The 18,790-nt window shown below is 41.2% G+C and carries 22 protein-coding genes; 10 read left to right on the top strand and 12 right to left on the bottom strand.

Annotated elements, in window-relative coordinates; genetic code table 11:
* Nucleotides 1-21: 21 nt before the first annotated feature.
* From pdxK to EP58_RS05615, 4 genes are all read left to right on the top strand, one after another.
* Complete coding sequence (gene pdxK / locus EP58_RS05630) at nt 22-837, top strand: pyridoxine/pyridoxal/pyridoxamine kinase (protein ID WP_036091096.1); 816 nt, start codon at nt 22-24, stop codon at nt 835-837.
* A gap of 175 nt (nt 838-1,012) precedes the next feature.
* The gene (locus tag EP58_RS05625; protein ID WP_036091094.1) at nt 1,013-1,576 is read left to right on the top strand and encodes a DUF420 domain-containing protein; all 564 of its coding nucleotides are present in this window, start codon (nt 1,013-1,015) and stop codon (nt 1,574-1,576) included.
* Nucleotides 1,577-1,669: 93 nt separating this feature from the next.
* Complete coding sequence (locus EP58_RS05620) at nt 1,670-2,605, top strand: LCP family protein (RefSeq protein ID WP_036091687.1); 936 nt, start codon at nt 1,670-1,672, stop codon at nt 2,603-2,605.
* 99 nt (nt 2,606-2,704) lie between these two features.
* Nucleotides 2,705-3,718 (top strand): LLM class flavin-dependent oxidoreductase, encoded by a 1,014-nt coding sequence (locus EP58_RS05615; protein ID WP_036091093.1) that lies wholly within the window; start codon nt 2,705-2,707, stop codon nt 3,716-3,718.
* 9 nt (nt 3,719-3,727) lie between these two features.
* On the opposite strand, the gene EP58_RS05610 is transcribed toward EP58_RS05615, so the two are convergent.
* Nucleotides 3,728-4,447: a metallophosphoesterase gene (locus tag EP58_RS05610; protein WP_036091685.1), complete on the bottom strand. Its 720-nt coding sequence runs from the start codon at nt 4,445-4,447 to the stop codon at nt 3,728-3,730.
* Nucleotides 4,448-4,535: 88 nt separating this feature from the next.
* Entirely contained in the window at nt 4,536-4,727 is a 192-nt protein-coding gene (locus EP58_RS05605; protein ID WP_036080536.1) for an Lmo0654 family protein, read from the bottom strand.
* 174 nt (nt 4,728-4,901) lie between these two features.
* On the opposite strand from EP58_RS05605, the gene EP58_RS05600 reads away from it, so the two are divergent.
* On the top strand, nt 4,902-5,969 hold the full coding sequence (locus EP58_RS05600) for a DUF975 family protein (RefSeq protein ID WP_052171359.1): 1,068 nt from the start codon (nt 4,902-4,904) through the stop codon (nt 5,967-5,969).
* Nucleotides 5,950-6,483: a GNAT family N-acetyltransferase gene (locus EP58_RS05595; RefSeq protein ID WP_052171358.1), complete on the top strand. Its 534-nt coding sequence runs from the start codon at nt 5,950-5,952 to the stop codon at nt 6,481-6,483. The genes EP58_RS05600 and EP58_RS05595 overlap by 20 nt, the downstream gene beginning before the upstream one ends.
* A gap of 24 nt (nt 6,484-6,507) precedes the next feature.
* On the opposite strand, the gene EP58_RS05590 is transcribed toward EP58_RS05595, so the two are convergent.
* The 3 genes from EP58_RS05590 to EP58_RS05580 are packed head-to-tail and all read right to left on the bottom strand — an operon-like array spanning nt 6,508 to nt 8,849.
* Complete coding sequence (locus EP58_RS05590) at nt 6,508-7,164, bottom strand: GntR family transcriptional regulator (protein WP_036091090.1); 657 nt, start codon at nt 7,162-7,164, stop codon at nt 6,508-6,510.
* 60 nt (nt 7,165-7,224) lie between these two features.
* Nucleotides 7,225-7,866, bottom strand: a complete 642-nt coding sequence (locus tag EP58_RS05585; protein WP_036091089.1) for a GntR family transcriptional regulator — start codon at nt 7,864-7,866, stop codon at nt 7,225-7,227.
* A gap of 29 nt (nt 7,867-7,895) precedes the next feature.
* Nucleotides 7,896-8,849 carry a magnesium transporter CorA family protein gene (locus EP58_RS05580; RefSeq protein ID WP_036091086.1) on the bottom strand — a complete coding sequence of 318 codons (954 nt, stop codon included), beginning with the start codon at nt 8,847-8,849 and terminating at the stop codon, nt 7,896-7,898.
* 113 nt (nt 8,850-8,962) lie between these two features.
* On the opposite strand from EP58_RS05580, the gene EP58_RS05575 reads away from it, so the two are divergent.
* Nucleotides 8,963-9,262, top strand: coding sequence for a hypothetical protein (locus tag EP58_RS05575; protein ID WP_036091085.1), 300 nt, complete (start codon nt 8,963-8,965; stop codon nt 9,260-9,262).
* A 54-nt stretch (nt 9,263-9,316) separates the two neighbouring features.
* Here the strand turns inward: EP58_RS05575 and EP58_RS05570 are convergent, their stop codons facing one another.
* Together EP58_RS05570 and EP58_RS05565 are read right to left on the bottom strand one after the other, a co-directional pair.
* Complete coding sequence (locus EP58_RS05570) at nt 9,317-10,153, bottom strand: VOC family protein (RefSeq protein WP_036091083.1); 837 nt, start codon at nt 10,151-10,153, stop codon at nt 9,317-9,319.
* Between the two features lie 85 nt (nt 10,154-10,238).
* The gene (locus tag EP58_RS05565) at nt 10,239-10,469 is read right to left on the bottom strand and encodes a helix-turn-helix domain-containing protein (protein WP_036091082.1); all 231 of its coding nucleotides are present in this window, start codon (nt 10,467-10,469) and stop codon (nt 10,239-10,241) included.
* A 327-nt stretch (nt 10,470-10,796) separates the two neighbouring features.
* Here EP58_RS05565 and EP58_RS05560 point away from each other — a divergent pair, with 327 nt between their 5' ends.
* Nucleotides 10,797-11,453, top strand: a complete 657-nt coding sequence (locus tag EP58_RS05560; RefSeq protein ID WP_036091080.1) for a Crp/Fnr family transcriptional regulator — start codon at nt 10,797-10,799, stop codon at nt 11,451-11,453.
* 45 nt (nt 11,454-11,498) lie between these two features.
* On the opposite strand, the gene EP58_RS05555 is transcribed toward EP58_RS05560, so the two are convergent.
* From EP58_RS05555 to EP58_RS05545, 3 genes are read right to left on the bottom strand one after another with little or no spacing between them, the layout of a single operon-like run.
* Nucleotides 11,499-11,879, bottom strand: coding sequence for a VOC family protein (locus EP58_RS05555; RefSeq protein ID WP_036091079.1), 381 nt, complete (start codon nt 11,877-11,879; stop codon nt 11,499-11,501).
* The gene (locus EP58_RS05550; RefSeq protein WP_373862713.1) at nt 11,876-12,613 is read right to left on the bottom strand and encodes a DUF2238 domain-containing protein; all 738 of its coding nucleotides are present in this window, start codon (nt 12,611-12,613) and stop codon (nt 11,876-11,878) included. The genes EP58_RS05555 and EP58_RS05550 overlap by 4 nt, the downstream gene beginning before the upstream one ends.
* Nucleotides 12,614-12,669: 56 nt before the next feature.
* A complete protein-coding gene (locus EP58_RS05545; protein ID WP_241481000.1) occupies nt 12,670-13,542 on the bottom strand; it encodes a PhzF family phenazine biosynthesis protein in 873 nt (290 codons plus the stop codon).
* A gap of 125 nt (nt 13,543-13,667) precedes the next feature.
* Here EP58_RS05545 and EP58_RS05540 point away from each other — a divergent pair, with 125 nt between their 5' ends.
* The gene (locus tag EP58_RS05540; RefSeq protein ID WP_036091073.1) at nt 13,668-15,995 is read left to right on the top strand and encodes a glycoside hydrolase; all 2,328 of its coding nucleotides are present in this window, start codon (nt 13,668-13,670) and stop codon (nt 15,993-15,995) included.
* Between the two features lie 169 nt (nt 15,996-16,164).
* Here EP58_RS05540 and EP58_RS05535 read toward each other — a convergent pair whose 3' ends face one another.
* Nucleotides 16,165-16,377: a hypothetical protein gene (locus EP58_RS05535; protein WP_036091071.1), complete on the bottom strand. Its 213-nt coding sequence runs from the start codon at nt 16,375-16,377 to the stop codon at nt 16,165-16,167.
* Between the two features lie 148 nt (nt 16,378-16,525).
* On the opposite strand from EP58_RS05535, the gene EP58_RS16930 reads away from it, so the two are divergent.
* Nucleotides 16,526-17,032, top strand: a complete 507-nt coding sequence (locus EP58_RS16930; RefSeq protein ID WP_052171357.1) for a hypothetical protein — start codon at nt 16,526-16,528, stop codon at nt 17,030-17,032.
* 217 nt (nt 17,033-17,249) lie between these two features.
* Here the strand turns inward: EP58_RS16930 and cls are convergent, their stop codons facing one another.
* Complete coding sequence (gene cls, locus EP58_RS05525; protein ID WP_036091070.1) at nt 17,250-18,773, bottom strand: cardiolipin synthase; 1,524 nt, start codon at nt 18,771-18,773, stop codon at nt 17,250-17,252.
* Between the last annotated feature and the right edge of the window lie 17 nt (nt 18,774-18,790).

The raw sequence follows: 18,790 nt of genomic DNA, 5'->3' as shown, positions 1-18,790 counted from the left end.
GGTAACTGGAGGGAATTTATCATGACAATCAAAAAAACATTAACCGTTGCAGGCTCGGATTCTAGTGGTGGCGCTGGACTCCAAGCGGATTTAAAAACATTTGAAGAGTACGGCACATTCGGATTTTCAGCGATTACAACAATCGTGACGATGGATCCGGACAATAATTGGAGTCATGGCGTAACGCCGCTTGATGCCGATTTATTGCGTGCCCAATTGAAAACAATCCTTTCCGGTGGCCCAGTTGACGCGATGAAAACAGGCATGCTCGGCTCCGTTGAAATTATCGAAGCAACGCGTGACGCTATCGATGAGTACAAGTTACAAAATGTCGTAATCGATCCCGTGATGGTTTGTAAAGGCGAAGATGAGCTAATCCAACCAGAAAACGCCGAAGCAATCCGCGATTTATTGCTACCTCGCGCGTTAATCACGACACCAAACCTATTTGAAGCAGGCCAACTTTCTGGACTTGGCAAATTAACAACCCTTGATGATATGAAAGCCGCTGCGGAAAAAATTGTCGCGCTCGGCGTGAAATACGTAGTCATCAAAGGCGGAAAAGCACTGCAAAGCGACAAAGCCATCGATCTACTATACGATGGAACAACATTCACCGTCCTTGAAACACCAAAAATCGACACCAACTTCAATCACGGCGCAGGCTGTACCTTTGCAGCAGCCATCACAGCCGGCCTTGCTAAAGGTTTGACTGTAGAAGAATCCGTGCACAAAGCGAAAGACTTCGTAACAGCCGCGATAAAAGGCGGTTTTGCATTAAATAAATTTATCGGCCCAGTATGGCACGGCGCATACAACAACGCTGAGAATAGATAAATATCTTAAATTCCAAACAGGATTTCTAGACAAAAGCGCCATATCAACGCTTGCATACCAGAGTGTGCGAGCGCTGGTACGGTGCTTTTTATGTATGTGAATCACTTTTCATACCCTTTCACCTCTCGAACATGTTATAATGGTAGCGAAACTTATTTTAGGGGGATTTAAATTCATGACACAAAAAAAAGATGCGATAAATAAAGCGTCGTCTGACAAGAACTATTTTTGGCCTATTATGATTTTATCGTTTGTAGCGGTAGTTGTTATTTTACTGCTCTTCTTCTCACCGATTGGCTACCAAGGGAAAGTCGACTACGATTTATCTATTTTCCCGCGCCTCAATGCGATTTTTAACAGCTTTACGTTTGTCTTTTTATTAATTGCTTTATGGGCGATTATTGCGAAAAAAAACATCAAGATGCATCGTGGTTTCATTTTAGCCGCATTTACATCGACGTTATTTTTCCTAGTTAGTTATTTGACATTCCATTATATGTCCGCAGAAACATCGACATTTGGCGGCGAAGGGATCGTTCGTCCTATCTACTTCTTTATCCTAATTACACATAGCTTCCTTGCTGCAGTCGTTGTGCCTCTAGCGCTCTTCGCACTCGTATGGGGCTGGACAAATCAAATCCAAAAACATAAAAAAATCGTTCGTTGGACCATGCCAATTTGGCTGTATGTAAGTCTAACCGGCGTGCTTGTTTACCTGTTTATGGCACCTTATTATTGAGTTTCGCCACATTCATGTAACATTCGTTAGCTATAATTATTCTGGGAGCATCGTTTTGTTGTTAGCTTCAAATTAATGAACGAGGTGAAAGATATGGCCACTCGCCAGGATCGCAATCAACCAACAAAGAAGAAACTACGAAAAGGCAGGACTATTTTTGCAGTAATTTTAGTCATTATACTGGCCATTGCCGGGCTTGGATTTTATCAGTATAAATCGAGTCTGAATGCGGCTGAAGCTGATAATAACATGAAAGAATTTGAATTTAATGGGCAAAAAGCTGAAGATGTGAATGATCTCAACGTCCTTCTAATCGGGAGTGACTCGCGTGGCAAAGACCAAGGTCGTTCGGATTCCTTGCTTATCGCTCACTATGATACGAAGTCAAAATCACCGAAATTAGTCTCGATTATGCGTGATACATATGTCGATATCCCTGGTTACGGTTTGAACAAAATCAACGCGGCTTATTCTTTTGGTGGTCCTGAGCTGGTTCGCCAAACAATCAAAGAGAATTTTGGCGTGAATATTGAGTATTATGTCGTTGCCAATTTCGAGGGTTTCCCAAAAATTGTCGACACGCTCGCGCCTAATGGAATCGAGATTGACGCCGAAAAAGATATGTCGAAAAATATCGATGCTAACATCAAAGCTGGTAAGCAAAAAATGGATGGCGAAACATTGCTGCAATACGCGCGTTTCCGTCATGATGCTGAAAGTGATTTCGGCCGGGTCCGTCGTCAACAACAAGTGCTGAACGCCCTGAAAGATCAAGCGCAAAGCATTGGTACTGTGACGAAGCTTCCAAGTTTAATTGGTACGATGCAAGGCTACACAAACACGAATGTGACAACAGGTATGATGATTTCAATTGGGAAAGATTTCGTATTGGGCAATGCCAAAGATATGGAAGATTTCCGCCTACCGGTTGATGGCACGTATAAAAACGTCCGAAATTCGCATGGCTCTGTGTTAGACATTGACGTTGCCGCGAATGCGAAGGCTTTACAAGATTTTTTAAATGATTGATACTGTGAAATCACTCGTTACTAGTAGCGGGTGGTTTCTTTTTTTTGACTACGGCGAGGAAGAAGCATATACTATTAGTCAAAGAAGGGCAGTGATTTTATGACAAACAATAAATTTGGGCAAGTTCCCTTATCTATTCTCGATTTAGCAACGATTCGTGAAGGTTTCAATGAAGCAGATGCTTTTCAAAATAGTAAATCGCTCATTCAATTTGCTGAAAAAGCAGGATTTCATCGCTATTGGGTGGCTGAACATCACGGTATTCCTGGTGTTGCCAGTTCTGCGACAGCTGTTTTGATAGGATTCTTAGCTGGACATACGGAAAAAATTCGCGTCGGTTCTGGTGGCGTTATGCTTCCAAACCACTCTCCGCTTATTATTGCCGAGCAGTTCGGGACGCTTGCAACGATGTATCCAAATCGCATCGACCTCGGGCTTGGTCGCGCACCAGGAACCGATTTCAAAACCGCGCGGGCACTCCGGCGCGACTTGCATGAAACCGTGGAAGCTTTTCCTAATTCTGTCTTGGAACTTAGTAATTATTTTTCAGATGGTGGCAACGACGGTATTATCGCGATTCCAGGTCGTGGCCTCCATGTACCGCTTTATCTGCTCGGTTCTAGTACCTACAGCGCCAAGCTAGCTGCAAAATTTGGTCTACCGTTTGCTTTTGCGAGCCACTTTGCACCCGATGAATTAGAAAATGCGTTGGAACTTTATCGCAGTCGCTTTGAGCCATCGGATGTTTTGGATGAACCTTATGCAATGGTGACAGTCAGCACGATTATTAGTGATACCACCGAAGAAGCGAATTTTCTAGCAACATCTGGCTATCTCTCGTTCTTAAATCTGACCCGAGGCGCTCCCACACCATTGCCAAAACCCGTGACAAATATGGATGAGCTTTGGACCGATTACGAAAAACATGCTTTACAACACCAACTAAAATACTCCTTCATCGGCGACCAGCAAAAAGTAAAAGCGGAACTGCAACAATTCATGGCGATTCATCAACCAAACGAACTGATTGTCGCGTCCAACATCTACGACCCAGCGCTCAAACAGAAGAACTACGAACTACTCTATAAAATTTGGCAAGAAAAAGAAGTTTAGACGGCGCGTCTAAACTTCTTTTTTGTTCGGAATACTATAAATTTTTTCCACACCATTCTGTGAGAAAATGACACCGTGTAAAGCTCCGCCAAACACCGCACCACCATCAATATCGATAATCGAGCGGTCTGGTGAATACCAAACGTCTGCCCCGCCATCTGGATTCAAGCTTTCTGTCGGCGTGTGGCCCACCACAAACGTCTTGCCCGTCCGGTTCGTACCTTGTTGAAACGGCTCGCGAATCCAAACCATGTCATGCTCGGATGTCTGCTTCCAATCCTGTAAGGTCAAATCCACGCCAGCGTGCACAAATACGAATTGCTTCCATTCCAAATAATATGGGCGTTTTCTAACAAAGGCAAGTTCAGCTGCAGCCTCCGCTTCCACACATCGCGCTAGTTCTTCTGGCGTTATTTTTGCGTTTTTTTTATGGGTTAGTAGGCTTTCAATCGTCTCCATTCCGCCTTGACTAATGTAATACATCATCTTCTCACTCGGGTTCGCGAGCCAATCCAACAACATATTTTCGTGATTTCCACGCAAGAAAATAGCATCGTATTTCGCCTCAAGAAACATAGCTTTGCGAATAACCGCACCAGGATCTGTTCCTCGATCAATTAAGTCGCCAACAGACACTAGCCGCTCTCTCTCCGGATTCCAATGCGTCAAAAGTTCCTCGAAAGCCGCTATTTCCCCATGAATATCACCAACTGCAAAAATGTCATCCATCGCCATCACCTCATATGTAGTACCTCTGAAGTACTGGCTAAAGCCACCAAACTTCGAAAGGCTGATCTTCATGCTAATCAAGATCATTTTATAGCTTATTTAATTTTTTCTCCACTGATTTGATTTCTTTTTCAAGCGCGTTCATTCTCAGTTCTGTCGCTGAAATCGTCCCATTCACTAGGTTCGTATCATTAAATTGATCCGTTTCTCCAAGCAACTCTTGGTGTTGGCGGCGCAATTCGATGAGACGCTCTTCTAAATCTTGTTTTTCATAGGCCATCTATTTTCACCTCCACTCACATGATTCGCATCTATTTTACCTTATAGCCTATTCCCCTTTACGCGAAAAGTCAATCATTTTATAAAATTATCGATTATGACTATCAATGTGTCTGATTCTATGGTATTTTTAAGTATATATGTATTTTCACAAAAGAAAGGGGATAGAATTTTTATGATGAGTATTTCAGAAATTAGAAAGATGACGAAGCAGTCCTTAAAAGGGAATTGGGGGCTGGCAATTGGAGGTATGGCGCTCGCGTATGTGATTTTAATGGCTGTTTCGATGGTCAATTTCATTCCAGTGCTTGGAACGATTGCTTATTATGTTTTCGCTGGTCCTTTTATGATTGGTGCAACGTGGTTCTTCCTCGCTCTTAGCCGTCAGGAAAAACCTGAAATTGGCTACTTATTCAGCGGTTTTAAAACGTTTGGCCGTAATTTACTTGCCGCAGTACTTGTATTTATTTTTACATTTTTATGGAGTTTACTATTCCTTATTCCTGGTATTATTAAATCGTTCTCGTACTCGCAAACTTTTATGATTTTACGTGATGATCCTAATATTTCGCCGCTTGATGCGATTACGGAAAGTCGTCACCGCATGAATGGGCATAAGGGTCGCTTGTTTGGACTCGTACTATCTTATATTTGGGTGTTCTTTATCCCTGTTATTATTATGATGGTGCTTGGAATCATTGCGGCGGCTACAACGGCGATGTTCGATTATGGCTATAATTCGTATTCGTATGATTATTATAGTAGCGTACCAGACATGAGCCCTGTATTTTTGATTGTGTTTGTTCTTGGTTACTTTTTGATGCTTGCCGTATTATTCGGTCTAGCTATTTGGATTTATCCACAGGTTCTTGTAGCTTGCGCCGTGTTCTACGATGATTTATATGCGAGCACTGGCACATTTGGCGACGACCCGGATATGGGCACATACACAACGACGGTTCCAGAGGACGACACGACATTTGGCGCGATTCCACCAGTTGATCCGACACCGCCAGAAGAGCCTGAAGCACCACATTTCGAAAATAAAACGTGGGGTGCTGACTCCATGGTTGATCCTGCTGTGACACCGGAACCTGAGGCAACACCAGCAACGGATTTAACTGGGCCAGAATCAACGGTAGAAGAAACGCACGACGATACAATCAGTGAAGCTGTCCGTCCATCTCAACCAGTCGATCACGAAGAAACAACGGAACAAAAAAATGACGACGAACAAAAATAAAATTCCATTAGGTAATACCATGTTGACTGTGCAAGAAGCTTCTGTTTCCGATGAAGCCCCTTTACAGCAACTCATGATTGACACAGCATCTTGGCTAAAAAGTCGCGGTTCCTCACAATGGGGCGATATTTTAGAAGGAAAAGATGTACACGGACTAAAAGATCGTATTCGAGATGGCGAAGTCTTTTTAGTTCGCGAGTCAGACTACATCACAGCAGCTTTCATTTTACGAAAAACAGCGAGCGAGTGGGACCAACGTCTGTGGCGCGATCACGGCTACCAAACACCTGCACGATACCTACACCGCTTAATGATTGCGCGAGATTTCGCTGGTCAAAACTTGAGTCAAGCAATTTTAGAATGGGCAAGCGCTGAATCCGCACAAACAGATTATCCCTATCTACGCCTTGACTGCATTGCTGACAATCAAAAATTAAACAAACTCTATCAGAACGCCGGCTTCACGCAATTGGCAATCGTGGATGGGTTCTGTATATACGAAAAAAGAACGTAGAGAATTCTCTACGCTCTTTTTTTCTTACCGGAAAGCACTAAGCGCAAAATCATTAAATAAGGCTTGAATACGCTCATTCGCTAAATCATATTCGTTTTGTTCAAATGCGTCTGCAATCGCCGTAAATTTCTTCACCGTCAAATCACGTTTATCTTCCGAACCTTGCTTCACGACCGTTTCCATCGAGAAATTATTAATCGTGAAAAAGACGCGCTTCACATTCTCATAATAATATGGATTCGAATCATGTTTTAGAATACGGAAGAAGAATTGGTGCTGGTTGAAGATGTAATCCTCCATATTTTGCAAATAAGAAGAGCGGTCCATCGACGCGATATAATTCCGTAGTGCTGCTATATCAACTGGCGTATTATTTTTCTTCATTTTCTGAATCGCTGCATCTATAAACACCTCTATCACTTCTAGGAGGTACCCGTATTTCGCTGGATCAATCATCGAATCTCGAACAACAACACCACTATATGTACGATAATCTAGAATTCCCTCTGAAACCAATGCCGTGATTGCCTTGCGTATCGGTGACCTACTAACATTTAATTCCTTCGCTAATCGTTCCTCGGTCAAATGCTCATTCGGTTTTAATTCTCCTGTTTTTATCTTCTCAATAATGCTAAAATAGACCATTCTGTCTAGCGTCTTATACTCTCGTTTACTTTTCAATGCTCTCGACACCCCTATCTTAATTACCAATATTGTAGCATAACCTTCCAAAAAATTCACCTATCGGAACGTTTTTATAATAAAATAATTGACCAATTCACGAACAATTGTCTCTGCCTTATCAAAATCCTTCGTTCTCAGCAGTTCATTCATTCGCATATACTGCTCAATTAAATACGCGCCATTATGAAACGGTATTAAAATAATTTCTTTCGGCGCCTTCGTCAAAAAGTCAATACCCATCTTTCTAACCGCATTATTTGCGTAAGAATTCCCCATGTAAGCGATAAAATCAAAAATAGTTTGCCAGCCTTCTTCCACAAACCCACTACTATTCCCGGCTTTCAAATGCCCTTCCATGACCGACAAACGCCTATACAAATGTTGCGGCTCAAAAGAAATCCCCTTCGTCTCGATTTTGTCCATCGTCTTAATCGTCAGAACTTCCAACATTTCAAGCATCTCAATGAATCTGCCCACCGTCACCTTACTTTCACAAACAAAAGCACCCCGATTACTCTCAATCGTCAAAAAGCCCTCCGTTTCAAGCATAACTAAAGCGCGACGCACCGGCGTCCGACTAATGCCGAGCTCTTTTGCAATCGTATTCTCAGGCACGCGATCCCCCGTCCGCAATTGCCCGTTCAATATCTTTTCCTTCATTGTTTCGTACGCTTTTTTCTCATAGCTTTGTTTTTCCATAAAGAATCAGTTCCTCTCGAAGTCCCATTTTAGAAGTACTTTTTGCGCCAAAATACAACCGTCGTGATAATCGTAATAAACAATGTCCCCACCATAATCAGCCCAAACGCATATTCCTGATTTGAAAACGGCAATTTCACATTCATCCCGTAAATGCTCGCCACAATCGTTGGTAACGACAAAATAATCGTAAACGACGTCAAAAATTTCATCACCCGATTTAAATTATTCGCAATCACAGACGAAAAAGTATCAGACATCCCACCAACAATTTGCGTATATGTATCCGTCATCGCGATAGCTTGCTTGTTCTCGATGATGACATCCTGCAACAATTCTTTGTCCGCATCTTTCGCTGTGTAATGCGCTGCCTGAATCATTTTATCCAGAACTGCCTTGTTGGATTGAAGCGCTGTTGCAAAAAAGACTAGGCTCCGTTGCGCCGCCATAAAAGCGTATAGCTCCTCATTTTGCATCGACTGGCGAATATTTTTTTCAAGCGTATGCATATGCTCAATCAGGCTGTTTAAATATTTCAAAAAATAGTAGGATACCGCATACAGAATTTGTAGCACAAACTGGACATGATTGGCTGTATTATACTGCTCCATGCGCCTATCCATAATATCTTCCAAAACTGGCAACTGTTTCAGCACAACCGTTACGACGACTTCTTTTGTGGTAATAATCCCAATTGGTATCGTCTTAAATTCGAGGAAACCCATTTCATCCTTCGCCTCTATCGGGCAATCCACAATCACCAAAGAATGCTTGAAATTCTCTTCCACATGCTTTAATTCAATTCGTGAACGTTCCTCTTTGTCCAAAGGGTCTAAAATATGATCTTTCGGTATATCTAATTTTTGGGATAAATAATCAATCTCATCAGGACTTGGCGCTACGACATGAACCCAACACCTTGCCTGATAGCCATCAATCTGATGTATTTCATCATTTTCTTGCGTTCTATAATATTCAATCATCCTCGTACCTCCCCGCCAAGTAACGTTTTTCTAGGCAACCTTTACAATACATTTCATTTGTGTTACAATTATTATCAATAAAACTAATTCTGTAACAATGTGAGGTGAGCGTCATGGGGTCGATACAAATGATATTGATTGGTTTTTGTTTCGCGATCTTTTTCTTTACGCTATCTTTTGTCATTAGTAAGCTTGGGAAAATCTCTGTTTACTGGGTTTCGCTGGGCGCCAATGCCGGTTTCTTTCTGGCTTTTCTATTCGTCCAACGCGCCTTTCCAGCAGAGGCCCAAACCGCCCTGTTCTATCTGAATCTAGGCATCCTAACTTTTGTACTCATTCAAGCCGCACTTGGACTTGCACATTGGCTACTAAAGAAGACAACAACGCGCCAAAAGAATTGGAAACACTCTTAAATCAATTATAGCAAAATTTTGCCTATAAAGAAAAGCTAAGCATCATGTCGACGCTTAGCTTTTTGTATTATTTACAATCTTTACGGCAATCCCGTTCGGATCTTCCAACCTAATCACGTTATCTGATTCCTTTTCAAAAGCGATATCAAACTGCTTCAACCGATCCTCTAGCATCTCGATGGCTTCTGTTTTGATTGTGAAATACGCAAGCCCAGTCTCTAATTCATCCAATTTAGGCAAATCACGACCAGCCCAAATATTTGTGCCAATATGATGGTGATAATCTCCATCTGCAAAAAATAGCGCAGACGGAATCTCCGTGGTCACCTGGAAACCCAGAACCGTTTCATAAAAGTGGCGCGTTTCTTCTAAATGACTGACTTGCAAATGGATGTGACCAATTGTAGTATCGGATGGTGCCCCATTCCAGTCAAGCTCAGCTCCCGCCATCAATATGCCATCACCATCGACTTCATTTGTCGCCATGGGCAGATTCCCAAGTTCATCTCGCTGCCACTCCTCTCGAGCCCGGTCCGCGTAAACTTCAATACCATTCCCATCTGGATCCCGGAAATACAATGCCTCACTATAAATATGGTCCCCCGCGCCATCTATTGGGTAATTACTTTCCAACAAATGATGCAAAAAGCTACCCAATTCCGCTCTGCTAGGCAATAAAAAAGCCGTATGATATAAACCTGTTTTCGCCTGTTTCGCAGTCATTCCTTGCTTTACCTCCATCAATTCTAAAAGTACTCGTCCATCAACGCCTAACGCTATTCTGTTATCCTCATCAGCCATCACTTTTAGACCGATTATTTCGTTATAAAAAGCCGCTAATGTATGTTTACTTTTCGTTTTCAACACAACTTTTCCTATCTCCATTGTCATATAGGTCACCCTTTCGTTGTAACTAATAACATTACAACACATTTCCCATTAAAAGTCCATCTTCACGCTTACAATTAGTAAGTGTTTACTTTTTCTTATCAAACCCGTTCAACTTTCGGTACAATATCGAGCGATGAATACCAAGTTGTATTGCGGCCTGCGTCATGTTCCCATCATTTCTCTCAATCATTTTTTTTATACAATGGGCCTCTACCTCAGACAAATATGTTTTCAAATCAACGAAGTTATCTATATGTTCTTCATAATACATATCGAGTGTAGAAATAGATTTTTTAGTTCTTGTTAACTTAACCACATTTATTCTCCTCCTCGAATTGCTCATCATTGAACATATTATAACATAAAATAAGCCTAAGAAAAAATAAGTATATTCCCTCTTTATTCATATAGAACTACATTTTTTCACCATATATAGCCTTGATTCAATAAAATGACCTTCCATCTCCCATAAATAAATAATACATATCTGTCACAAATAGACTGTTTCAAAAACATATGGCCTTTATTTATAGTTCTAGATTTATATTCTCGCTACACGTATCATCCTAGGTAGCCATTTTACCAAAAAGAAGACCGATAAACTAGTGCTATAATAAGATTATTAAGAAAGGTGGCTGAATGAATGGAAGAAAAAATAAAGAGCTTAAAAGAAATACACCTAGAAAAAATGGAACAAGGAAAATTCGACTACGATCACTTCTTAAAGTTCCTACTGACGCATCGTATCCCTTACAAACAACGCACTTTGAAGAGAAATACACATATCTCTATCGAAAACCAACCTTTTAAACATATTTATTTCATTGAGAGCGGCGTGATTTCGTGTAACAGAGATAAAAATATTATTGGTTTTTTGGGGGAGAAAAATATTGTTGGTCTCTCTAATCCTTATACAAATGATAACTCCTTCTACACGATAAAAGTACTTCAGCCCACAACTGTCTATGAGTTTGATAGAGCCGATATGCTAACAATGTTGCTAGGTTTCCAAGAAGGCTGGCTATTTCTATATGCAAATAATCACAAAAAAGAAGAAATGCTATTTAACAAAACACTGCTCTTACAGGAAGCGGCAGAACACCGTTTGTTGGTACTCCTAAAAGAGGTTGCTCGTCTCTTTGGTGAATATCGGGATGGTATTTTAGTTATTCCTAATTATTTCTCTAAAACATTGTTGGCTAATTACGCCAATTTAAGCACCAAAACATTCACTATCCTTTGCAATGAGTGGACTGAAACCGGGGAACTAGTCTTTGATAATGAATCACTCGCCCTCTAGCCAAAAGGACGATGCGCTGAAAATCTGCGCATCGCCCTTTTTTAGTTAAGCTGTAATTTCAATTTGATTTCCTTCACTATCTAAAATAACACTTTCATAATAGCCATCCCCAGTTGTTCTTGGACCGCTCTCCAATGTATAGCCATCCTTTTGGAGCTGTTTCGTTAACTCGTCCACACGCTCTTTACTACCAACACAAAAAGCAATGTGAGCCCAGCCTAATAATGGTTTTTCTTTTGCATCGATAATGTCTGTACGCTGCATAATTTCGAGTCTAGCGCCTGTAGGATAGCTGATAAAGTAGGAAGAAAAGCCTTTCGCTTCATTCGTGTATTTATCGTTTGCGACTCCTTCAAAATAAGCCGTATAAAAACGCTTCGCTTGCTCGATATCCGCCACCCAAATCGCTACGTGTTCTATCTTCATTTTGCCACTCCCTCTTTCGGTTTTTTCTTCTTAAATTCAAAATTTACCATCCATGGTCGACCTTTTTTCAGTGACCAGTAGCCAATGAGAACAAAGACCAGTGAACCGAGAACATCAACAATAATATCTCCCATCGTGTCTGCTAAAGCTGCGCGCCCAACAAGTGGTGTGCCATTAGACATTGCATAACGCTGCATATTCAAGTTCATTAAGCCATCAAATGTATACTCATAAATCTCCCAAAAAGCGCCTAATGTGACAGCAAAACAGAAGGCAAATACAGAGATAAAGCCTGGTTTCATCTTCATCACGACATGCTTATCATTATTGAGCAAGTTGACGAAAGAGAAACCAATGGCACCGAGCATGGCACCACTGAACGTATGCAGAATTTTGTCCCAATGAGGAACCGTGGAATAGAATTTTTGAACGGTACCTAGATAGATGGATGCGTACAAGAAAACTAAGAATAAAATATAGACCAAACCTGGTATTTCAAATTTAAATCGGTGGGATAAAATGGTCGGTAATAGTAAAATAATGACTCCCAATACACACTCAAACAGTAAGAAAATATAGTCGCTTCGCAGTGTCACTTTCGGCTGCCCCGGCGTTTGCTCTATCGGCGCTAGGAAAATTTCAACCGTGATAAAAATCATCGAAATCCCCATTGAGACGAAAATAAAGATCGCAATCCATTGTGCGACGCTAAGCCCTTTCAGTTTTTTTAACATTGTTTTCATCTCCCAATCTTACATAATAGCTAACATGTCTTTCATTATAGCAGAGTTTAGTAGAATTCTCCTACTTCATCTACCAAAACGGCCGTTCCTGTAACCTGGATCGCATAAGTAGTTTCCTTTTTATCAATATGGACCATGACTTTCCCATCACGTCCCATCTCCGCGCCTTGTTCTACCACAATATGTTGCGTGTCCTTGATATATTTCGCATAATAGGCGCCCATAACACCCGATGCCGTTCCTGTCACCGGATCTTCTATTGTGCCAGAAAACGGAGAGGAAAAATGGCGGGCATGCATCGCTGCATCAGGATGGATTGTCTCTAAGCAAAAAGGATGAATCGAAGCGCGTGGCATCTCTTGCAGAACTTCTGGAAATCTAGCATTATCTGGCTTCATCCGCTTGAAACTCGCCAGTTCTTTCATCGGTACGAGCAGTGTCCAAATACCAGTATTTCCATACATAATCGGCCATTCATCAGATAACTCGCTTTCTGTTACGCCAATCACTTCTGCTAAATCAACACGTGAACCTGCAAAACTTTCAAAAACGGCGGGTGCCTGCTGCATCGTCATCCATCGTTGTCCATCTTCGGAATACTTGATTTCCACTTCTAAAATACCCACTTTAGTCTCTACCCGTATTTTCGCTTTTTCAGTCAAAAAATGATGCTCGCTTAATGCTTGAATAGCAGCCATCGTGCCGTGACCACAAAGATCCATCTCATGACCTGGCGTAAAATAACGCAATCGAATGTCTGCTACCTCGGATTTCATCGCAAAAGCTGTTTCATTAAAGCCTACTTTTTCCGCGATTTCTTGCATCTTTTCTGCCGTTAATGTGTCTGCATCCAACACAACACCTGCTGGATTCCCTTTTCCCGGAACGTTACTAAATGCATCATAATGATATACCTTCATTTCCATAGCCCCCCTTTTGCTCCCATTATATCATTTATTTCCCGGGAAATAATCTTATATCGTCAAACTAACGTCACATAAGAATGCTATAGTTATCCTCGAACCAACCAAGGAGGAATAGAGATATGAAAAAAATGATAATCGTAAGTATGGCGCTGATTCTAATTATCGGCACTGCCTGCTCACACAAATCCAGCGCTAAGACACCATCACAAATCGACAAGGAAAATAATAAACGCACCGAATACGCTCAAGGAAATTTCACGTATGAAGCCATTCCTGAGACATTCGAATTAAAAGTAACCAAAGATGGCACCACAGAAACCATTGCCGAACCTCAAGCCAAACGCAAAGTGACAAACCTCAAAAAAACAAAAACAGAAACCAGTTGGGATTATCCCGATGAAAAGCTACATGTCACCATCAAAAAACAAGTGAAATCACTGGACGTTAAAATCCATTCCACCAATCCAAAGACATCCCATTTTGAATGGCCACGTGTCGATGCACCTACGTATACACTTCCTATTTCAGAAGGAAAACAGATTCCTCAAAACGATCCCGCTTGGAAGAAATTTTTCACCACAGATAAGGAACAAACGATGAACGAATACTTTTCGATGAAGTTTTTCACATTGAATAAAGAGAAGTTCGCTGCGTCTTACGTGATGCCTGATACGTTCAATAATGATATTTTATTCCATACAGATCCGGCGATTCAGTTCAGCATTAACCATACATTTTCCTCTGTAAATAAAGAAAAAGACTACAAATATAGCATTTTCATCACAGATAACAATCCTGTAGCGATCGCAAAAAACTATCAAAATTATATAAAAGAGCAGCATCAATTCACCACTTTAGCCGAAAAAGAAAAGCAAAATCCTGAGATAAAGAAACTATACGGAGCACCCCATGCCTATCTTTGGAATAGCCGCGTTTTAACGGACGCCGATATGCATTGGAACAAATTGAAGACTTCTATCGATGACCCGCTTTTTGAATGGATGGGAACCTTGCTTGATAAATACGGTGAAGATGGGGCTACGGAATATAGAACTGTTTTAGCGAATATTAAAAATGGCGAGATGTATCAATACGAAAAAAATATGATGCTGAATTCGTTTCAATATATCCTGCAAATGCCGCAATTATACAACCCTGCTATCTTTAAAAATCCAGATACTACTGCTAAAAAATACATTGATAAGGGCGTGGCAAACCTGAATGAGCAGGAACGTTATGATTTGAATAAACATCTGATAAGTAGCCATATCAGTGGTTTGACTACACCCGTGGATGAATGGGGACAATCTAATGCCACTCAAATCATTCAAGAAATGGAGCAGGCGGGCATAAAAAAAGCATGGCTTGGCCTTCCTAACTGGGTGAATGGCTTGATGAATCCCGCTTCCGTAGATGCAGCGGTTAAAGCTGGGTATCTCATGGGGCCATACGATTCTTATCAATCCATTCAACAGGACGCGAGTATCGATTGGAACACGGCATCTTTCCCCGATCCGAAGCTATACGAGGACGCTACTGTCGAAAATGAGCAAGGCGAGAAGCTTACCGGTTTTCTCGGCAAAGGGCGGAAAATAAATCCAACGCTCGTTTTTGATGCTGTTAAAGCGCGTGTTGACGGCATTTTGGCAGAAGGCATTGGTTTTAATTCATGGTTTATGGACGTTGATGCTGCGGGAGAACTGCATGATGATTTTGCCAAAGCACATCCTACGACACAAAAAGAAGACGCGGCAGCTCGAATGAAACGCCTGAATTATTTAAATAAAAAAGGATTTGTTATTGGCTCAGAGGGTGGCAATGACTATGCTGCTTCTGATATTGCGTTTGCCCATGGTTTGGAGACACCTGTGATTAAATGGGATGATCCTGATATGCGCGAGAATGAGGACAGTCCTTATTTTATAGGGAAATACGCTTCGATGGATGGCTCAATCCCGACGCGATACAGTAAAATTGTTCCGATTAAAGAAGAATATAAGCCAATCTATACGAGCCCGGTGTATTCGATTCCACTTTTTAAATTGGTGTATAATCGTTCGGTTATCACGACACATCACTGGGAATGGGATAGTTACAAGGTCAAGGGACAGACTGGTGAGCGCCGTCTCAAGGAATATTTGTATAACACGCCGCCATTGTTCCATTTGGACGAAGCAAACTGGAAGCTGCATCAAGCAGACATTACTGCCAATATGAAAAACTGGACACCGTTCCAACAAGAGGCGTTGCGGCATGAGATGACGAATTTCCAAACCCTTGATACAGATCGCCTTGTTCAAAAAACAGAATTCGGTTCTGATTTACAAGTGATCGCTAATTTTTCTAATAAAGATTTCCAGTCCAATAAACAGTCAATTCCAGCTCATACTGCACTGATTATCAACAACGGCAAAAAAACAACTATTTCAACGGATCATTTAGAGTAAAAAATAGATTTTATAACCCACATTGGTGAAGGTTTATCAATGTGGGTTATTTCTTGTCAGATAATAAGATAATGAGCATTTCTAGCTACGTCATACGCCTTTTTAAGCGAACAAAAAAAGCTGGAACCTTGTATGCGGGTCCCAGCTTTTCATCATGAATGACATAGCCTTACTTATCCATCTCTTCTTGCAATTCTCTTTGTCTCTCTTTAAACATATCGATTGTTTTTTGGAGTCTTTGTTGTTGTTCCTCTGTCTGCTCCCGCATGCGATCGATAATTACTTGAAATGCTTCTGAGCACTCCGCCCATACATTATCTTTCTCGCCATCTTTCAATGCATCCCGTGATTGCATATGAATAGCACCATCCTTTGTTTTCATTTTTCTATATCTATCGTGCCTTACAATTATAACAAATAATGTATGAATTAGCCAAGCAAAAGTTAATTTAAAATAAAAGTATCAATTATAATTTTTATATGTCAGAATAAAATGTGTTAAATAATATAAAAAAATAGGAGTGAACATCATGAAAAAAATTATTCAAGTCTTATTAGCATCAATTTTGGTTTTTGGAACAGTTATATCTCCCTCATTTATTAATGCTAAAGCCATCATTTACAACACAGAGACAGTTTGGAAAATTTCAAGTAAAAAGAAAACTGGCACAAGTACAGGTCCTTGGAGAAATGGTCCTTCTGGAAAAGGTCCTGCGACGCTCAATATAAATCAATCTAAAACAAAGGATATCAATGTCACTAGCTCTATTTCTGGAAGTTTTCCAATAGGGAAAAAAGCTATTGGATCTTCATTGAATATTACGATTGGGGAATCAAAAACATATGGAACAAGTTATTCAGTTAACATCCCTTCAGGTAAGAAGTATCAAATAATTTATCGCCCTGTCTATAATGTTTACACAGTGAAGCAAAGAAAATACTATCGCACAGGTGGAATAACAGAAGCAACTAATACTTACTCAACAGCAACAGTCAAATCCTTTAATCACTGGGAATATTCTTGGAAGAAAATATAGCCTTAACATGCAAAGGGGCTGAGATATAATTAAAATTCAGCTTCAATAATAGATAAGCAGGGATCATTATATAGAGCCACTAGAGAAAATGGCGAATACGAGATCCCTGCTTAATTTCATTTTAGTGGCCCTTTCTCCCTAGCCTCTTACTTATAAGATTCTAATTGGCACACTAGTCCGAATGAGACTATAATACGTTCACCTAGCATTACTGATTTTATAGTATTGGTGATAGTAAGCTGGCTAATGTTTCCTTCATGCGTTGTGTTTTGGATTTCGCCTTCATTTCTGCTTCTGTAAATAAGTGGCTTTCTAGGAAGTCCGCATTGAAATCGCGTTCTAATTGTACAACCGCGTCACTGCGATCGTATAGGAATACCATGAGTTCGTGATTTAAACGGAAACTACGGATATCAAAATTCGCGGTTCCGACTGCTGCGCGTTCACCATCGACAAGCATCACTTTTGCATGAATGAATGAGTCATCGCGGTAGGAATACATTTTTGCACCGGCGTCAATCATGGTTTGGATGTAGGCATTACTTCCGTGGAAAGAAACGCCGCGGTCGCCTTTACCGGGCACAATGACGCGGACATCTATACCACTCATCGATACACGGCGGATAACGGCAAGTGATTCTTCATCTGGTACAAAATAGGGACTCGCAATCCAGACTGATTTCTTCGCGGAATCCATGAGATCAAGCATGGAATCGCGCACCCACTTCTCTTTATCGTATGGACCGCCGTATACGATTTGCACCCAATCATCGGTGTCTTCGGCTTGCTGGGCGCTTAGATAGCGTGCAATTCCTGCTTCACTGATGAATTCGTCAGCTGCACCGGCACGGTTTTCCATGTAAACCCAGTCAAATAGGAAGGATTCTTGTAGCTCGAGGACGCCGGTTCCTTCGATTTTCACGTGGGTATCGCGCCACACTTCGAAATCTGGCGTATTGCTGCGGTATTCTTCACCGACGTTAAGACCTCCGGTAAAACCGATTTTGCTATCGATAATAATCATTTTGCGGTGATTTCTGAGGTTCGCAGTACGCGCAATCCAGATAGAACGCACGGGATCATAGGCGTAGACCGTTGCGCCCGCTTGTTTTAGTGGTTCTAAAAATTCCTCTTTCAGGTGCGCGGAGCCCATGCCATCGAATAGGAAACGGACGGTGACTCCAGCCTTCGCTTTTTCAATCAAAATATCGCGAATTTCAGTGGAAATCTCGTCTTGGCGATAGATGTAATATTGAATGTGAATATGATCTGTGGCCTTGCGCAAGGCTTCTAAAATGGCTGGGAATGTCTCTTGGCCATTGGTTAGGATGGTTACTTTGTTGCCGTTTATCGGCCTGATATCGGTCAGTGAATACAAACTTTTTGATAGTTCTGGTAGTTCTTTATCGGACTGTGGAATCGGCAAATTATGTATTGCCTCGATTAGTTTTTCTTTTTCTTTTACTTGATTCGCTGTGAAAATTCGATTTTGTGGGTTTCTACCGAAGAATAGGTAGAGCACGACGCCGAGTACTGGCAAGACAAAGACAGCGGCTAACCAAGCAATTTTTGATGTGGTATTTCTTTGATCCCAGAGAAGCAGGCGTACGGCGATGACAACTGCGAACACTTCCCCAATAATTGTTGCCCACGTTAAGATAGCTCCTGACCATGTAAATAGGAAATATCCAACTAGAGCAAACATGACTAAAATAACGATAAACTGGATTAATTTTTGCATTTGATGGCTCCCTTTTC

It is taken from the genome of Paenilisteria newyorkensis (genome assembly GCF_000766145.1).
GTDB lineage: Bacteria > Bacillota > Bacilli > Lactobacillales > Listeriaceae > Listeria_A > Listeria_A newyorkensis.
The sequence above is the reverse complement of the archived record's forward strand: the minus strand, read 5'-3'. Positions and strand labels throughout refer to the sequence as shown.

Excerpts from the sequence above, each read along its gene's own strand:
- EP58_RS05555 (WP_036091079.1), bottom strand. The coding sequence starts at position 11,879 with ATGAAGATAGAACACGTAGCGATTTGGGTGGCGGATATCGAGCAAGCG.
- EP58_RS05540 (WP_036091073.1), top strand. The coding sequence starts at position 13,668 with ATGAAAAAAATGATAATCGTAAGTATGGCGCTGATTCTAATTATCGGC.
- EP58_RS05600 (WP_052171359.1), top strand. The coding sequence starts at position 4,902 with ATGATGAGTATTTCAGAAATTAGAAAGATGACGAAGCAGTCCTTAAAA.
- EP58_RS05575 (WP_036091085.1), top strand. The coding sequence starts at position 8,963 with ATGGGGTCGATACAAATGATATTGATTGGTTTTTGTTTCGCGATCTTT.
- EP58_RS16930 (WP_052171357.1), top strand. The coding sequence starts at position 16,526 with ATGAAAAAAATTATTCAAGTCTTATTAGCATCAATTTTGGTTTTTGGA.
- EP58_RS05570 (WP_036091083.1), bottom strand. The coding sequence starts at position 10,153 with ATGACAATGGAGATAGGAAAAGTTGTGTTGAAAACGAAAAGTAAACAT.
- EP58_RS05585 (WP_036091089.1), bottom strand. The coding sequence starts at position 7,866 with ATGGAAAAACAAAGCTATGAGAAAAAAGCGTACGAAACAATGAAGGAA.
- EP58_RS05545 (WP_241481000.1), bottom strand. The coding sequence starts at position 13,542 with ATGAAGGTATATCATTATGATGCATTTAGTAACGTTCCGGGAAAAGGG.
- EP58_RS05560 (WP_036091080.1), top strand. The coding sequence starts at position 10,797 with ATGGAAGAAAAAATAAAGAGCTTAAAAGAAATACACCTAGAAAAAATG.
- cls (WP_036091070.1), bottom strand. The coding sequence starts at position 18,773 with ATGCAAAAATTAATCCAGTTTATCGTTATTTTAGTCATGTTTGCTCTA.
- EP58_RS05625 (WP_036091094.1), top strand. The coding sequence starts at position 1,013 with ATGACACAAAAAAAAGATGCGATAAATAAAGCGTCGTCTGACAAGAAC.
- EP58_RS05605 (WP_036080536.1), bottom strand. The coding sequence starts at position 4,727 with ATGGCCTATGAAAAACAAGATTTAGAAGAGCGTCTCATCGAATTGCGC.
- EP58_RS05535 (WP_036091071.1), bottom strand. The coding sequence starts at position 16,377 with ATGAAAACAAAGGATGGTGCTATTCATATGCAATCACGGGATGCATTG.
- EP58_RS05615 (WP_036091093.1), top strand. The coding sequence starts at position 2,705 with ATGACAAACAATAAATTTGGGCAAGTTCCCTTATCTATTCTCGATTTA.
- EP58_RS05550 (WP_373862713.1), bottom strand. The coding sequence starts at position 12,613 with ATGTTAAAAAAACTGAAAGGGCTTAGCGTCGCACAATGGATTGCGATC.
- EP58_RS05580 (WP_036091086.1), bottom strand. The coding sequence starts at position 8,849 with ATGATTGAATATTATAGAACGCAAGAAAATGATGAAATACATCAGATT.
- EP58_RS05595 (WP_052171358.1), top strand. The coding sequence starts at position 5,950 with ATGACGACGAACAAAAATAAAATTCCATTAGGTAATACCATGTTGACT.
- pdxK (WP_036091096.1), top strand. The coding sequence starts at position 22 with ATGACAATCAAAAAAACATTAACCGTTGCAGGCTCGGATTCTAGTGGT.
- EP58_RS05620 (WP_036091687.1), top strand. The coding sequence starts at position 1,670 with ATGGCCACTCGCCAGGATCGCAATCAACCAACAAAGAAGAAACTACGA.
- EP58_RS05610 (WP_036091685.1), bottom strand. The coding sequence starts at position 4,447 with ATGGATGACATTTTTGCAGTTGGTGATATTCATGGGGAAATAGCGGCT.